The 15,784-nt window shown below is 45.7% G+C and carries 13 protein-coding genes; 1 reads left to right on the forward strand and 12 read right to left on the reverse strand.

What is annotated here, in order from left to right; translation table 11 throughout:
* Position 1: 1 nt before the first annotated feature.
* From PO830_RS03860 to PO830_RS03900, 9 genes are all read right to left on the reverse strand, one after another.
* Complete coding sequence (locus PO830_RS03860; protein WP_272852211.1) at positions 2 to 508, reverse strand: rhodanese-like domain-containing protein; 507 nt, start codon at positions 506 to 508, stop codon at positions 2 to 4.
* Between the two features lie 30 nt (positions 509 to 538).
* Complete coding sequence (locus PO830_RS03865) at positions 539 to 1,366, reverse strand: metallophosphoesterase family protein (RefSeq protein WP_272852212.1); 828 nt, start codon at positions 1,364 to 1,366, stop codon at positions 539 to 541.
* Entirely contained in the window at positions 1,351 to 2,685 is a 1,335-nt protein-coding gene (locus PO830_RS03870; protein ID WP_272852213.1) for a sodium:solute symporter family transporter, read from the reverse strand. Before PO830_RS03870 ends, PO830_RS03865 begins: the two co-directional genes overlap by 16 nt.
* 14 nt (positions 2,686 to 2,699) lie before the next feature.
* Positions 2,700 to 4,142 carry a SusD/RagB family nutrient-binding outer membrane lipoprotein gene (locus tag PO830_RS03875; RefSeq protein ID WP_272852214.1) on the reverse strand — a complete coding sequence of 481 codons (1,443 nt, stop codon included), beginning with the start codon at positions 4,140 to 4,142 and terminating at the stop codon, positions 2,700 to 2,702.
* Between the two features lie 10 nt (positions 4,143 to 4,152).
* Entirely contained in the window at positions 4,153 to 7,365 is a 3,213-nt protein-coding gene (locus PO830_RS03880) for a SusC/RagA family TonB-linked outer membrane protein (RefSeq protein WP_272852215.1), read from the reverse strand.
* Between the two features lie 55 nt (positions 7,366 to 7,420).
* Complete coding sequence (locus PO830_RS03885; protein WP_272852216.1) at positions 7,421 to 7,933, reverse strand: TIGR04282 family arsenosugar biosynthesis glycosyltransferase; 513 nt, start codon at positions 7,931 to 7,933, stop codon at positions 7,421 to 7,423.
* A 180-nt stretch (positions 7,934 to 8,113) separates the two neighbouring features.
* A complete protein-coding gene (gene arsS, locus PO830_RS03890; protein WP_272852217.1) occupies positions 8,114 to 9,178 on the reverse strand; it encodes an arsenosugar biosynthesis radical SAM (seleno)protein ArsS in 1,065 nt (354 codons plus the stop codon).
* 3 nt (positions 9,179 to 9,181) lie between these two features.
* Positions 9,182 to 9,514, reverse strand: coding sequence for an arsenosugar biosynthesis-associated peroxidase-like protein (locus PO830_RS03895; RefSeq protein ID WP_272852218.1), 333 nt, complete (start codon positions 9,512 to 9,514; stop codon positions 9,182 to 9,184).
* A gap of 114 nt (positions 9,515 to 9,628) precedes the next feature.
* Entirely contained in the window at positions 9,629 to 10,381 is a 753-nt protein-coding gene (locus PO830_RS03900) for a DUF481 domain-containing protein (RefSeq protein ID WP_272852219.1), read from the reverse strand.
* Positions 10,382 to 10,483: 102 nt separating this feature from the next.
* On the opposite strand from PO830_RS03900, the gene PO830_RS03905 reads away from it, so the two are divergent.
* The gene (locus PO830_RS03905) at positions 10,484 to 12,160 is read left to right on the forward strand and encodes a sodium:solute symporter (RefSeq protein WP_272852220.1); all 1,677 of its coding nucleotides are present in this window, start codon (positions 10,484 to 10,486) and stop codon (positions 12,158 to 12,160) included.
* A 12-nt stretch (positions 12,161 to 12,172) separates the two neighbouring features.
* Here PO830_RS03905 and PO830_RS03910 read toward each other — a convergent pair whose 3' ends face one another.
* From PO830_RS03910 to PO830_RS03920, 3 genes are all read right to left on the reverse strand, one after another.
* Positions 12,173 to 13,111 carry a carbohydrate kinase family protein gene (locus tag PO830_RS03910; RefSeq protein WP_272852221.1) on the reverse strand — a complete coding sequence of 313 codons (939 nt, stop codon included), beginning with the start codon at positions 13,109 to 13,111 and terminating at the stop codon, positions 12,173 to 12,175.
* A gap of 11 nt (positions 13,112 to 13,122) precedes the next feature.
* A complete protein-coding gene (locus PO830_RS03915) occupies positions 13,123 to 14,457 on the reverse strand; it encodes an MFS transporter (RefSeq protein ID WP_272852222.1) in 1,335 nt (444 codons plus the stop codon).
* A 148-nt stretch (positions 14,458 to 14,605) separates the two neighbouring features.
* Complete coding sequence (locus tag PO830_RS03920) at positions 14,606 to 15,784, reverse strand: glycoside hydrolase 100 family protein (RefSeq protein ID WP_272852223.1); 1,179 nt, start codon at positions 15,782 to 15,784, stop codon at positions 14,606 to 14,608.

The raw sequence follows: 15,784 nt of genomic DNA on the forward strand, positions 1-15,784 counted from the left end.
ATTATTCTTGGTCTATCACGATGATTCCGTTGTGCAGCCACTTGCTCCAGCTTTTAGAGTAACCGTGAATGCTGTCGGTAGGTTGGTTCTCTGAGTTCACCACCGGATAGCCCTTATTCTTCCATTCAAAGATACCACCGTACAAATTTTCTACCTGAGTGTAGCCTGCTTTTTTCAGTTTTTCAGCAATTTCTTCGGAACGTATCCCGAGTGAGCAATAGACCACTATTGGCGTCTCCTTATTGGGTAGGATCGAATCGATCTCGGCTTCGGAAAAATCCGAGAATCCAACAAACGTGGCGTTTTGAATGTGACTTACCTCATACTCATTGCGTTCTCTGGTATCCAGCACTACTCGATTCCCCTGCTGCTGAAACATCCGTAATGCTTCTACCGAAATATAAGGAACACTTCGGGTGTTGTACCGCTGCAAGAGCTCTTGTAACGCGCTTTGCCCCAACCCTTGAAAAAAGGTAAGAGAGAATGTTATGTAAAGCAGTGTTTTCATAGGTATCTTGGTCTATTCTTTCTTGGCGCCTTACAAACGAATGCCAAAACCTTGCAATCCGGTTTCCACGGGCGGAAGGATTTCGGTATTGTCCCAAATTCCCGTCAGGATAGTGCGGGCGTATTCGGGAGGTAACGGTGCCTCTTTCATCAAACGGTGGGTTCGTATATGATCATACGCAAAGGTATTCTGTGTGTACGAAAATGTGTCATCCGTATCGTCCAGCAGTGCGTACCATACCAGCGGCGTACCGTCGTTGGGAGGCATGCCAATAACACCGGGATTTAGCCAAAGTTGGCCCTCCACCTCATGCTGGAAGGGAATACCGCAATGTCCCGCGACAATAACATCACTCTGGGTAGCCGTTAATGAAGCTTTCTTTGTTTCCCAGGGAGTCGATTTGAAGATGTAATCAGCCACTTCAAACCAAGATCCGTGAACTACCATCACTCGTTTCCCGGCATAGGTGAATTCGATGTGATCGGGTAAGGTGTTGAGATAGGTATAAGACTGTTGTGACAGCTTGCTTTGCGCATACGGGTACCACTGTTGGGAAAAATCATCGCAACGCGATCCTTTTCTGAATTCGCAACCGCAATCCTGAGCCCCGCTGCGCAATTGAATCTCGACATTCCCCAATATGCTGTGTGCACCCCAACTATGGAACAGTTGTAGCGTTTCTTCTGGTTGGGCGCAATACCCTATGATGTCTCCCGTACAGATGCAATTTTCCGGCGGAATATCAAGATTTTCTGAAATGCATATTAGCGCTTCTAAGGCTTGCAGGTTGCTGTATACGCCACCGAATAATAGCACTTTGCCCTTCAACTTCCCTAATGATTTTATTTTTTTATCCATGCCGGAACGAAATACAATATAAAACAACAAACGATACCCCAGAGATTCACCCACAATAAGGAAGCATATTTTCCCGAGGTGAACAAAAGCGCCTTCGGAAATAGCCCGAGGACCAACAATACCCCAAAAAACAAGCCACATCCCACACTTAAGTAAAAACTAAGTGGGGGTGCCTTCACCTTCCAACAGCAAAAAACGGGGGTGAGCCCAATGACCATAGTACCCGAGATAGTAGTAGCACTCAAAATTTCAGCTTCTAGAAATACGGGTATGGTTCCAACTATGGCAATGCCTATCATCGCGGCACGACCAAAGGTCAAATTTCTTCCCATGCCCAGATCGACCGAAAGTAGTTTGGAAAAAGACGAGAAGGTAGAGTCTAGCGTTGAGGCCGCCGAAGTGATCATGATAAAGTTGATTACCAAGAGAATCACAATTCCGAAGGCCTTGCCTACTTCCACCGCGGCTTGTCCTTCCATTCCTTGACGCTGCGCATACACCCCAATCAAGCTAAATAAGAAAATGCAGGAAGCGCCTAGCACGCTGGCCCAGAGAAAACTTTTTCGGGTGATCTTCGGACTCGTAATAAAGCCTCTATCGGTTAACACAGGATCGTGAAATGGATAACTAAACGATTGCAATATGGCGGCCAGAAGAAGGTTTATTCCCGTGTCGAAGCCCCAACTTCCTGAAGCAGCAATGGCTTCCGAAGAAAATTCGGGAGTCGAGAAAATGGCTCCCAGGATAACCATAAGCAAAATGGTGAACAATACCATTTGGATAACATCTGTAAAAATAGAGCTACTCAAGCCTCCTTTCAGGGCGTAGCCCAATGTGAGTATCGTGAAAATTAAGATAGCGGCATAATAAGGGGTCGTGCCCATTTCCCCGAAATAGGTACCTATGACCATGGTATTGCTCCAAACCTCGTTGAACAAGCGAATGATGATCAAAAAGGAAAAGAGCGCCATCGCGCCTTTTCCAAATCGTTGGGTTAAAAAATGATGTATGCTATTGAAGCCTCCTTTGGTGCGAAGCTGGTAGATGAGTATGCCCGCTACCGCAAACGACAGATAATAGCCTGCGTACGCTATACCGCCTACCCAGCCAAATTCGAGTCCGAGATTCGCCGCATTGGTAATACTTTTGGCAAAGATCCAAGAGATAATCAAGCTTCCTGTAAGCATCCAGGCATTGGGTTTGATCTTCCCTTGCGCTGCCTGAAAGAACTGCGCAGGCGTTTTTGCCCAAGGCGACAACCAAAATAGGAGGCCGCTTGATCCGATGACCAAAATCCACTGCCAGACTGTACTACTCATTTACTTCAATTATTTTACTCATCCCACCAAACGGGAACGTTAATGCTATTGCCATTGGTCGCAGCAGCAGCGGCCGCATAGTTTTCAGCATTCAGAGCTTCTTCTTCCGCAGGGTATGGCATACGAATCGGGATTAACCCGTCATTCAAACTTGCTTGAACAGGGCGAAATTCCGGGAAACCGGTACGACGGTATTCTACCCAGCCTTCATAACTATTGATCGTATTGGCGATCCATTTTTGAGTGATGATTTGCTGAAGGGGTTCGGTTCCCGGGGCATCATAAGCTGCGGGTCCTGTGAGGTACTCGGCGGGAAGCGGCGTATTCCAGTAGTCGAATGCCAGTTGCACTCCCGTTTCATAGAGTTGCTGGGCGTCGGCGGCTATGAGTCCGCGTGCTGCCGCTTCCGCCAAACAGAAGTAGGTCTCCCATGCCGTCATAAAATTAGCGTCCAGCAAGGCCGTATTTTCACGAAAGATCGTACCGGCCAGCGAATATTCAGCCAACTCGATAGAGGTAGAGGAGGCGTCGATACCGTTGATTAGGCCGTTGTATGCTTCCGAAGAAGCATTTTCAAAAGGCCGGAATAACACGCCAATTCTAGGGTCTTCCAGTCCAATCATTAGGTCTTCCATGGTTTCCGACAGCACGAAATTATTAAAATCGCCAATACGCAATTGTGCCAACCGAAAGTTATTAGGCTCGGTATTGGTGAAATTGAAGATGGCATTTTGGTCGTTCGTACTGATAAAATTACCTTCGGAAAAAATAGCTTGCAATTCGCCTGCCACATCTTCTCTTCCGGATATACGAAGCAAGTGCCTGATCTTTAAAGAGTTTCCGAAGCGAATCCAGCTTTCTAAATTGCCGTTAAAGAGAATATCTCCCTCCAGGGCGATGACATCGTCATACGTTGCTAACGCTTCAAGAGCACGATCTAAGTTATCTAGGATTCCTCCTTCCTGAAGGTAAATATCGCGTTGTGCATCATAGGCCGGCCGAACCGTCCCATTGGTGCCATTAAACGCTTCGAAATACGGCACGTCTCCAAACAAGTCGGTGAGCTGTCCTGCAAGATATGCTTTCATAATTCGCGACGGACCTTCATATATGGCATTGGTAGGTTCGTTGAGCGCCCGCTGCAGCATGATTTCGTTATCTCGAAGGTTTTGATATAAAATGGGCCAGGGATTGCCACCAAGTTGTGGCGATTTAAGGGCATGACGATCAAATAGGTTGAAATCGATGGCGGTGCGATGTTGCGAAAGTAGATCTCCAGCAACAAAACCCTCATAACTTAATTCATCTCCAGTATTATACAGAACCTGCCGCAATAATAGCGATGGTTGCACCGAGTTGGGCGCATTCGGATTGGTATTCAATTCTTCAAAATCTTGGGTACATCCCAACGTCATGAAGAAGGCTAGCAATAATAAAGTATAGTGTCTTGTATTCATGATCGTATATTTAAAAGTTAATGCCTGCTTTGAAGCCAAAGCTTCGTGTGGTTGCGTAGCTCATGTCTTCTACACCGCTCACGAAGGTGTTCCCTTGAATGGCGTATTGCTCCGGGTCAAAATGTGGGATGTCTGAAATGGCGAACAAATTTCTTCCAATCAGTGCCACGCTTATTTCTGCTCCCTCTTCCAAGCCCAGAAATCCATCCCTTGTGGTAAAAGAATAGCCCAACGAGAATTGCCTTAATTTAATAAAGGAGGCATCATAAGTGTTATTTTCTTCGTGATTTCGATCGTAGAATTGTCGGTAATAGGTTTCGGCGGGAACGGCCGTGGTATTCGGTACATATTCTGGGTTTTCGGCCGTTCCTATATTTACCACTCCCTGAGGTACGATGCCTGCTTCCGGGCGATTGGCCGTTTCAGCGAGTTGTCCTCCTACCGTGGCCAGGGCGCGGGTTCGTGATACGAGCTCACCGCCTTGACGCCAGTCGAATAAGAAATTGAGATTCCAGTTCTTATACTGAAAGTCATTGTTCCACCCCAGGGTGAAATCGGGGTTATAGTTTCCTATTTTCCGAAGCGTATTATCAGCGATATAGCTGCCGCTCTCGGTCAAAATGAAGTCACCATTTTCGTTTTTTAGATAGCCGGTACCATAAATATCTCCAATTTCGCCTCCTTCTTCCACCTGAAACCACACGGTTTGATCGGCGCTGTCGTAAATTCTACTGAAGGCCAACGTAAGGCGGCCATCGGTTTGCGGTAATTCTTCGACTATGGAGGTATTGGTACTGAAATTAAACGTAGAGGTCCATCTCAGGTTTTGGTTGCGAACAGGTATGAGTTGTGCAATAAGTTCTACCCCTCGTGTACGTACTTTCCCACCGTTTACTACTTGTTGCTCGTAGCCGGAAGAAATAGCAATAGGCAGAGAAATAATTTGGTTTTCGGTGAGGGCGTTGTAGTACGTTACATCAAAATTCAGACGGTCTCTAAAAAAACGGATATCTCCTCCAAATTCGTAGGAAGTAGTTTGCTCCGGTTTCAGATTGGGATTCGGAATAAAATCCTGATCGCTAAACGTGGCTTGTCCGTTAAAGGGTGTTTGCGAGACAAAAGCTCCACTGGTTTGGTACGGATTGGTGTCGTTCCCCACCTGTGCTACGCTGGCGCGAAGTTTCAGAAAGGAAAAGACATCGGGTAACGATGCTGCTTCCGACAAAACAAAGCTAGCCGAGACCGAGGGATAGAAAAAGGACGTTCCGTCTACCGAAAACGGGGTGGCTAGCGCACTGGACCAATCGTTTCTTCCCGTAATGTCCAAGAACAGATAATCTTCATAGCCTAATTTTAGCAAACCGTAGAGAGAGTTGATCCGTTTTTCGGATTGGAATTGAAATACTTCAATAGGTGCTGCGGCATTGTTCAAATTAAAAATACCGGGTTGGGCCAGTGCCACTGTTTGCGATTGTTTGGTACTGGCTTTTTGGTCGAAACGGTTACCTCCAGCAGATAGATTAAACGAAACGGGACCCCATTGATCTTCGTATTTTATCAGGAAATCGGTATTTACTTCGCGATAACTCACGTCGTGTTCGGCGTATCCACCATTCTGGAAACGGTTACTGCTGAAAGCCCTGCGCAGCTTCCGAAGCTCGGTGGAATAATCAATTCCGGTGCGTACCGAAACACTCAATTTATCGGTGAGGTGTTTTTGCCAGGAGAGATTTCCGAAGACACGATCACGCTCAAAGGAATTTCGGTTTTCATACAAGATAAAATACGGATTGTCAAAAAACGTATAATTAAACGAATACTGTTGTACATCCTGAAGTCCCGGCTGCCAGTAGTCTCGTAGATTACGAATGTTTAGCGAACGCGGGCCCCACGCGACCAACGAATAATTTACATTTTCACTTCCATAGCCATTAGAAGGTCGGTTGTCACTTTGAGAATGCACATAATTGATCGACGCATTGAATTCCGACTTTTCCGTAGGTTTAAAATTGAGTCGTGCCGCAGCTGTTTGTCGGTCTAAATTGACACCGGGAATAATCGATTCACTACGGAGGTCGGTGAACGAAAGTCGGTAATGCCCGGTTTCAAAGCGATTGGAAACCGCCAGGTTGTTGATGGTAGTAATACCGGTTTCATAAAAATCCTTCAAATTGTCTGGATTTGAAACGAAGGGTGTAGGCGTAATGTCCAGTCCGTTGTACAGTGCCGTATCGCCACCGCGCACAATACTTCCGTCAGGAAGCACTACCGGACTATCGTATTGTGGAATGAGTAACCCCTGATCTAAACGAGGTCCCCAAGAATAGGTGATGTTATCGTTGATGCCGCCACCTAATCCATCTACGTATTCAAATTGACCACTGTTTCCTTGTCCGAATGAATTTTGAAACTCAGGAAGCTGAAACGCCCTGTCAATAAAAAGAGAGGTATTAAAACTCACGCCAATTCCTTTCTTTTGGCTACCATCTTTTGTTTCAATAACAATCACTCCGTTGCTCGCTCTGGAACCGTACAGGGCGGCGGCAGTAGGGCCTTTAAGTACCGTCACCGACGCGATGTCATCGGGGTTCACTTCCATAGCGCCGTTTCCGAAGTCAATTTCTTGAAACCCGGCGGCCGCTTCATTGGTCACGTTCAACACGGTGGTGTTATTAATGGGCGTTCCATCTACAATGAACAACGGATTGTTGTTAGAAAAAGAGGATTCACCCCGAATGGAAATACGCGAACTTGAACCTACCCCGGTGGGTCCCGGAGTAATAGTGACCCCCGCTAGTTTTCCCGTCAGGTTATCTAAAAAGTTCACTGCTTTCACTTCGTTGATTTCTTCGGAAGCAAGGCGTTGCACGGTATATCCAAGCTCCTTGGTTTCCCGTTCGAGTCCGAGAGCCGTAATGACCACCTCGTCCAAACTGGTGGTCGCCTCAAGCAAGGGAACGTCAATTCGGGTGCGTGTACCTACGGTTTCTGTACGGGTTTGATAGCCAATGGCAGAGAATTGCAAAGTGTCTTCTTGATTTGTTACTTCAATGGTATAATTACCGTCCTCGTTGGTGGTTGTAGCTTCGCCGTTGGACGCTAGCACCGTCACAAAAGGTACGGTTTCATTGGTAGGAACGCGAGTCACGGTTCCTTCTATGGTGATTTGTGCATGTGTTACAGAAACAAACAGTAACAGAAGCACGAGATAATATTGCTTCATAAATGATTTTTGAGATATGCGATACCGCTACTAGGCGGAGAAAAAATTGAAATCGTTAGTATATCGCAATCGGAGACCCTTTATTCAACGGTTTTTTATAGAAAAGTTGGGATATGAGGTTGGAATGATAGCCCCAAGTAAGCTGAGTCTTTCCAAAGAGTGAATTGAGTACTTGTTTTAGAACATTAGAGAGCGACTGAAATGCATCAAGGAAATAGCGCGCGTCTTGCAGCCTATCCAAATCTCGAAGTCGGTTTAAAAAATGAACCGCTGCGCCTTGTAGTTTACATTGAGCCGCAATCGATCTCAAGAGGGATGAAGTTTGCCAGGGCATTGACGCCAATTGCGAGCGACAGTATTGCGACCGGTGTAAACCCAACAAGTAATACCCTCCATCGGCGGAGGGTCCAAAAACAACCGAATCTTTTTCTAATTGTTTATCCGCTTGCTTTAGGTGAGCTGCAGTGAGTTGTGGTGTATCGTTTCCAATAGTAATAATACGGTCGTATCCCTGAGCGAACACCGTTTCAATAGCATTGAGATACCGTTCGCCGAAAGTAGTTCCCATTTGTTGTTCTTCGGAAAGAATCACATAAGGGAGTCCGCTGCGCTTTACAGTGCGTAGCGTTTGTGCATTGAGTTCCTCAAAAAGTTGTGAGGCGCCTACGAATGGTTTCCGAAGGGCTTCCTGCGCAGCTGACTGCGCAAAGATAAGTATGGCGGTGGTTGGTTTGATCTTTTTTTAGTATTAGGTTACCGAGCCTTGACAACTGCTTCCTGAGCCTGCCGTGCATCCGTAGCAGTGTTGTGAGATAATAATGTTTCTGTCATTCAGTATGTCTTCGTTATAATCTGAAATATGTTTGACGTCACTCGCTGCTTTTAAGCCCAGCATCTGATTAAAATCACAGTCGTATAAATACCCATCCCAACTTATGGAGAGGGTATTGGTACACATCACATTTTTGACAGCTGCGGGGTTATACGCTTCCACTAACTGATACATATAGTCCTCGTAGTTTTCTGAAGCAATCAAATAATCGAGAAAGCGAGAGATCGGTAAATTTGTGATAGCAAAAAGATTATGGAACTGAATCCCAAAATCTTCTAACAAGGCTTTTTTGAAATCACGCTCCATGCTGGCCTGGTCTGAGGGTAAAAAAGCACCGCTGGGGTTGTAGACCAAGTCGAGGCGTAAGTCACTATCAGGCATTCCATAGCCAATGGCATTGAGGTCTTTGAGCGCTTGAATTGAAGCGTCGAAAACTCCGTCACCCCTTTGTTTGTCAGTTTTGCCGCGTGTCCAATGTGGCATACTGCTCACGACGTGAACATTGTGCTTTTTAAAGAATTCAGGGAGGTCATAATACTTTTTATTCGCTCGAATGATCGTCAGGTTACTACGTACAATGAAGTCCTGGATACCCGCTTTGCTGGCTTCTTCTACGAATCGGCGAAAATTAGGGTTCATTTCGGGGGCGCCTCCGGTTAAGTCGAGCGTATGTGCTCCCGTATTTTTGATGACCTCTAGACACTGTTCCATGGTTTCCCAGGTCATGATTTCCTTTCGATCGGGTCCAGCGTCTACGTGGCAGTGTTCGCACACCTGATTACACATATAGCCTACATTAATCTGAAGAATTTCTAACTTCTTTGGGCGTAAGGGGAACTGCCCCGATTCTTTTATTTTTTTAGCAAAGGTGGGAAGTTCTCCGTCTTTAAAAATTCCATTGGATAGAATTTCAAGTTGGCGTTCCCCTTCGGCTAAGTCACTTTTTCTACGTTTAAGAGATTGGGTTTTTACTTTCGTCATAAATTATCCGTCCAGTTTATTCACTTTATTCATCATCATCACTCCATGTACGAGGCTCGCTCCTCCTTTGATCGCTGCTCCAGCATGAATGGCTTCCATCATTTCGGCCTTGGTAACCCCTCGTTGTAAGGCATCTTTAGTGTAGGCATCGATACAATACGGGCACTGTTCGGTGTGGGCAACGGCCAGGGCGATGAGTGATTTTTCACGAGCTGTAAGAGCCCCGTCTTCAAAAACGGTCCCATACCAGTCAAAGAACTTATCGCCTAATTCTTCACTCCATTCTGTAATCTTGCCGAATTTCCGAAGATCCTTCGGATCATAATAGGTAGACATGCCTGTATTTTTTAATAGTTACGAACTTATGAGGGTTTCGGTTTTTACCGATGTGCGTAAATATAGGGAAGAAGTCGACAATACCCTTGAGAACTTACAAAAACCTCTGTACTATTAATCGAAGCTGTAGGTTAGACCCGTTGTAAAGTCGTATTGAGAGTTGGGAATCCCCACCGCTGGAAACGCATCGTATACAAAAGTATAGCGTGTGGTAAGGGCCAGGCTGTTGATGAGTGTGACGACAAGGGAACTCTGACTCGATATTCGGTAGTCGCTAAACCCTCCTAAATCCGGCTGATAGTACGTGGTGCTTACAAAGGTGATACGATCGGATGGGTAAAGGCTGAACGACAGGTAAGCACTTCCTCGGAAATCTCGTTGCAAGGGTGTAATTCCATCGGCTACTTCTTCGTATTCATACATCACCAAGGTTCCGGCATAAAATTTATATTTTTCTGAATCGGTCAATTTGAAGCGGGGTCCAGCCCCAATCAAACCTCTAAAGTCGATTAAATTCACTTTGTTGTACTGTCCTTGTAAAAAGAACTCCCAGGCAATGCGCGGATGGAAACGGTAGTTATACCGAAGGTGGGAAATAAAACTATTGCTAAAATCTTGACCTTCGATCTTTTGGAAATCTACATCATTCTTAAATAGAAGAAGATGGGGCTTGTTCTTGTATTGAATATGAACATCACTTCCAAAAGTGACAAAATCATTCACATTGCGCTTGAGCGCAAAATTGGCACCTACATAGCCCGACCAGCCCGAAGTGTCGGTTACTTTTCGCAGGGATTCTACATTGAGGATTTGGGCATGCAATGCTGTGGAAAAGCAAACGCATAGCGCTATTAAGAAAAATTTCATTGGTTAGTTTTGAGTTTAAAATTAGTGAAATGTCTCGGAACACGGTTGACATGAAAAAAATTCCTACTTTTAAGAATTCATTAACAACCAAAAAACAACTACATGGGCGAACTCAACCCTCTCGATCTGGTCGTAATTATCGGTTATTTTATCTTGGTATTCGGAATTGCGTGGTATGTTACTAAAAAGGAAAAGGCGGGATCTGACTCCTCCCATTACTTCTTAGGCGGAAGAAACCTGGGGTGGTTCGCTATTGGAGCGTCGCTCTTTGCCAGTAATATTGGTTCAGAACACCTTATTGGACTCTCAGGCGCGGGAGCTCGCGGTGCCTTTCCGGAAGCACAATTTGAAATATTAGCGGCTCTCATTCTTTTATTGCTAGGATGGGTCTTTGTTCCTTTCTATATTAAAAGTGGGGTGTTTACCATGCCCGAATTCTTAGAGAAGCGGTACAACCGTGGGGCGCGCACCTACCTTTCTATCATTTCTATTATTTCGTATGTGCTCACCAAAATCTCTTTTACCATATTCGCGGGCGCTTTGGTATTTGAGGTACTCCTTGGAATCCCCTTTTGGACGGGAGCCATTATTACTGTATTTGCTACCGGACTGTATACTGTGTTTGGCGGACTCAAAGCTGTGATCTATACCGATATGGTGCAGAGTATCATCTTTATTCTGGGAGGGGTAGCCGCAACCTATTTTGGCTTGCAAGCCATTGGAGGATGGGATAATGTGCTCCTCGCTATTGAAGACAACGCGCCTAGCCCGGATACTTTTATGAGCTTATGGCGGAACGAAGAATACCCATGGACCGGAGTGCTCCTAGGAGCCCCCATTTTAGGAATCTGGTATTGGTGTACCGACCAATTTATCGTGCAACGGGTCCTTTCCGCAAAAAATATAAAAACCGCGCGTCAAGGAACTATTTTCGGCGGATTCTTAAAATTATTACCCTTGTTTATTTTTATCATCCCCGGAATCATCGCCTACGCCTTATCGGTCACTGAATATCCCGACCTGTTTACTATCGAGAATCCTATTACCGGAGAAACGAAAACTACTACCGATGCCGCACTACCCGCTTTGATTTTACAGGTAATGCCGGTAGGGATCAAAGGCTTAATGGTCGCCGGATTTCTGGCGGCGCTTATGAGTTCGCTGTCGAGTGTTTTTAATAGTACCTCTACCTTGTTTACATTCGACTTCTATAAGCAATGGCGTCCGGGTGCTTCTGAAAAGGAATTGGTGAATGTAGGTCGGTTGGCTACCATCGCTCTTGTACTGGTAGGATTGGCCTGGATACCCTTTATGCAGAAATTAACGGAAGGCGGCGGTATCTATCGGTATTTGCAAAGCGTACAGGCGTATATTTCACCACCCATTGCGGCGGCATTCTTGCTGGGAATCTTTTATAAGAAAATCAACGGAAAAGGTGCGTTGGCTGCCTTGTGGGCTGGTTTTATCTTAGGAATTGGTCGCCTCGTTCTGGAATATATGAGTCAGGAAGGCGGAATGAGCCTTTCGGATACGTCGCTACTAGGAACGCTGGTTACCATGAACTTTTTGCACTATGCCATCTTCTTGTTCGTGGTAAGTGTTTCTATCATGGTTGTGGTAAGTTTGGCGACACAGGCCACGGCCAAGCCGGTAGACGGACAATTGGTCTATCAACGACATGTGTCGCAAGCGGGACCTTCGATGTTCCGAAGCAAAGAATTTTTGCTCACCGTGCTCATCATCGTGATCGTCTTAGCTCTGTGGTGGATTTTTAGATAGCGGAACGAAGGCTTAAAGCTTCAATAGGTCAGAAAGTACTTCGGCATAGTCGGGTACACGTCCTACATTTTGAAGCTTGATGGCCGCCATCTTTAGGGCGGTGGCCATACATTTTTCTGGAGTTTGCTCTTTGAGGGTTCCGAAGAGAAAGCCGCTCCAAAAAGCGTCTCCGGCACCGGTTGCGTCCATGATTTTATCCACTTGTAGGGCCGAAAGTTGTAACACCTCGTGGCCCTTCTGACTTAATTTAGCCCCTTCTTTTCCTAAGGTAAGGCATACTTGGGAAGCGCCCCAGGCATGTAAACGTTCAAAGATCTCATTATGGGTGAGTCCCTTTCCGAAGAGACGATCCATGTCATCCTGGCTAACTTTTACCAAGGCGTCATGCGAAAGATAGGCGGCTAAGGTCTTTTTCGCTTCGGAAACTTCCGGCCAGATCTGTGGCGAGAAGTTAATGTCAATACTCAGTGTACACCCTAACGCCTTCGCTCTTTGGGCGCTATCTAGTATTGTAGAACGCGCGGGTTCGCGGCTCAGTGCAAAGCAGGTCGTATGATAAATTTTGGTTTGTGATAAGAGCGCATCCGAAATCTGTGCACGTTCAATGATAGAATCGGCGCCCCGCATGGGGATGAACTCTGGAGTGTGTTGGGTGCGGTTCACAAAAATTACGGTCGTGGGGGCTTCCTCCGTTTCACGAACGGCATCCAGTTGGATGTCGGTTTCCTGTAAACGTTTCAGAATATAATCGCCAAATCCATCGGCTCCCACCGTGGCCACCATATGAACGGTAGACCCCAAACGCGCTAAGTTCATGGCGACATTTGTGGGTGATCCACCCAAATAACGATGGTAATCTTTGGTAGCTTTTATCGGGGCTTCTACTTGCGCTCCAATAAAGTCAATTAACGCTTCTCCTACGCAAAGGATATCGATGCTTTTCTCTGTCATGATGGCCTTTTTCAGTTGTCCGCTGAAGGAACCTGGTTCTCAATCGTTACTTTTTTGACATTCAATCGCATGGCTAAAAAGGCGGCGATAGCAAAGAAAGCGCCTGCGAAGAGCATGGCATTTACGGCATTGCTTCCGAGGAAATATTTGTAGATCGGTCCAAATGATAAGGTCTGAATGAACATGGGGATCACAATCATCATATTCAAAATTCCCATGTAAACGCCACGGCGTTCTTGTGGAACCACTTTGGAGACCATGGTATAGGGTATTCCCATCATGGCAGCCCATCCAATCCCGAACAACACCATAGGTACTAACACTAGGTTTGGATCGCTAATATTGGCAATGCTAAATAAGGCGACTGCGGTTCCAAATAAACTAAGCGCGTACACGCGTTTGCCACCAAATCTTAAGGTAAGTGGTACCAAGGCGAGTGCCACCAGCATGGTTACGGTATTATACGTGAAGCTCATTTTTGCAGATTGCGCGGCGGCTTCTGAAGTAGTAAAATTGAGCGTTTTCATAAACAAAGGCGTCGTAAATTGCCAATAGATAAAGAGTGCGTACCATTGAAAAAGATAGACGGCGCCGATCTTCCACATAAATTTGGGCATTTCCTTTACCGCGTTGGCAATCTCTAGAAAGGGCTTGCTTACACGTTGGGTGAAGGGTAGTTTTTTTATGGCATTGATCTCTTTTAGCTCCTGGTCGGTTGGCGGAATTTCCGGGGTTTTGATCACCGACCATAAAATGGTGACCAGTGAAAGAAACGCTCCAATGTAGAACGAATAATAGATCCACTGTGGAATGGTTCCCACTTCTTCTACCGATTCACCACCAAATAGATACTGAAACAAAATGATCGAACCATTGGCTAAGAGGATACCGGCACCCACAAATAGACTCTGCATTTGATATCCTAAGCTCAGTTGTTTTTCGGGGAGTTTGTCGCCTACGAAGGCTCTATACGGTTCCATGGCCATGTTGTTTCCCACATCAAGGATCCATAGTAATCCTACGGCAAACCAGAGCAACGGACTGTGAGGGAAGGCAAACAGGCAAAGACTTCCCATTAACGCGCCAATCAGGAAATAGGGCTTGCGTCTTCCCCAACGAGGGGACCATGTTTTATCAGACATTGCTCCAATAATAGGTTGCACGATGAGTCCGGTGACCGGGCCGGCGATGTTCAGTATGGGAAGCATCTCTTCGGGAGCACCCAGGTATAGGAAAATAGGATTGATGGCTGTTTGTTGTAAACCGAAACTGTATTGGATTCCTAAAAACCCAACATTCATGTTTAAAATCTGCCAAAAACTAAGGCTTGGTTTTTTTACGCGCATGATCACAGAAGTTAAGCAACGACATTCTTAGTAATGCCATAATTTTAGAGGAGTAATATCTATAATTTTTGGAAATAATGTATTTATTCTACTAAGGAATTGATGAATAGTCAACCGAAAACGTTATCGAAGTCGCTTCTAGCTTGCTCTAAAGATAGTTGTCATTAAGAGCGGCATGCATAAAAACAATGCCTGAAGCCGTATATCCTAAGGATGGAGTACCACCGGGTGCTAATGTTTTGGCGTCCAGATATTCATGAAAATTCCAACGAGGCTGATTCTCAAGCGTGTTTTCAAAAGAAGTTACGATTTCTGAAAGATCGTCGTGCATCTTTTGACGGGCAAGTCCCAGACAGAATAACCCCATCCAGACAGGCCAGATACCGCCATTGTGAAAATGTCCCGCTCGATTTTTGAACGCATAGGAATAATTTCCTTTCAGAAGAAAATAGTCTTCCGAAGTTTCTGTAATTATGGGCCAGAAAGCCGGAATCAAGGTTGTGCCAAGCTCCTTTTTGAAATTTGTTAGCCCTTTGGAAACACCTCTTTTTTGAGCTTCCGAAAGAGAGTATAAAAGCATCGCCAGAGAATTTCCGGCGGCGTCAAATCGCTGATCGTAGATTCCCGGAAGAATAAAGGAAACAAAATGAGATAGCTCTTGTTGCTGTAGCGTTTCAAAAGGCACACGCTGATAGGCATGGTGAGACTCCATTTCCGGTAGCGGCCAAAAATTTTGGCGCGTTCGCTCTGTAATGCTTTCGTAGCTATTCTTCTTGTTTGACAGTTCAGACCAAATTTGTTCTGCCCACAACCGCAATACATTGTCGTAAAGGGTATATCCATGAACCGGATATTCATCGGCCCAATTTCCACTTAAGGGTGTATATATCCAGCCTTTCCCATTAAATTCACTAGCCTGTAGAAAGGTTCGCGCTTTTTTTATAATGGGTTGGGCATAATCCCAGAAGTCGTCATCGCTACTGTGTTTATAATAGAAGCAGGCACCCAGAATCCACCAGCTGGCCGTATCGATTCTACCCACCAGACTTCCGTAGCTTACCGTGTCTTCTTCGGGCGCTACGTTTGATGGTATCATTCCCAAATCGTGTTGTCGATCGCCCAGCGTTCGCAACGATCGGTGTAAGCCGTCCAACAGCCTGTCTTCGTTCAAAAGAACGCCTGCGAGTCCGCATACCACACTATCCCGCGCCCATATTCGTTTATAGTTATCGCTCTTTTGGGTACTCGCCAGAAAACCGTGCGGTGTCAGCAAATCGAATAATAACTCGGTTGCTTTTGGCAATAAGGTGGCTATGGAAACACGCAT

The sequence above is a fragment of the Altibacter sp. HG106 genome (genome assembly GCF_028561755.1).
Taxonomy (GTDB): Bacteria; Bacteroidota; Bacteroidia; order Flavobacteriales; family Flavobacteriaceae; genus DFVG01.

Coding starts and splice junctions, on each gene's coding strand:
- PO830_RS03860 (WP_272852211.1), bottom strand. CDS start 508: ATGAAAACACTGCTTTACATAACATTCTCTCTTACCTTTTTTCAAGGG.
- PO830_RS03865 (WP_272852212.1), bottom strand. CDS start 1,366: ATGGATAAAAAAATAAAATCATTAGGGAAGTTGAAGGGCAAAGTGCTA.
- PO830_RS03870 (WP_272852213.1), bottom strand. CDS start 2,685: ATGAGTAGTACAGTCTGGCAGTGGATTTTGGTCATCGGATCAAGCGGC.
- PO830_RS03875 (WP_272852214.1), bottom strand. CDS start 4,142: ATGAATACAAGACACTATACTTTATTATTGCTAGCCTTCTTCATGACG.
- PO830_RS03880 (WP_272852215.1), bottom strand. CDS start 7,365: ATGAAGCAATATTATCTCGTGCTTCTGTTACTGTTTGTTTCTGTAACA.
- PO830_RS03885 (WP_272852216.1), bottom strand. CDS start 7,933: ATGGGAACTACTTTCGGCGAACGGTATCTCAATGCTATTGAAACGGTG.
- arsS (WP_272852217.1), bottom strand. CDS start 9,178: ATGACGAAAGTAAAAACCCAATCTCTTAAACGTAGAAAAAGTGACTTA.
- PO830_RS03895 (WP_272852218.1), bottom strand. CDS start 9,514: ATGTCTACCTATTATGATCCGAAGGATCTTCGGAAATTCGGCAAGATT.
- PO830_RS03900 (WP_272852219.1), bottom strand. CDS start 10,381: ATGAAATTTTTCTTAATAGCGCTATGCGTTTGCTTTTCCACAGCATTG.
- PO830_RS03905 (WP_272852220.1), top strand. CDS start 10,484: ATGGGCGAACTCAACCCTCTCGATCTGGTCGTAATTATCGGTTATTTT.
- PO830_RS03910 (WP_272852221.1), bottom strand. CDS start 13,111: ATGACAGAGAAAAGCATCGATATCCTTTGCGTAGGAGAAGCGTTAATT.
- PO830_RS03915 (WP_272852222.1), bottom strand. CDS start 14,457: ATGCGCGTAAAAAAACCAAGCCTTAGTTTTTGGCAGATTTTAAACATG.
- PO830_RS03920 (WP_272852223.1), bottom strand. CDS start 15,784: ATGCGTGTTTCCATAGCCACCTTATTGCCAAAAGCAACCGAGTTATTA.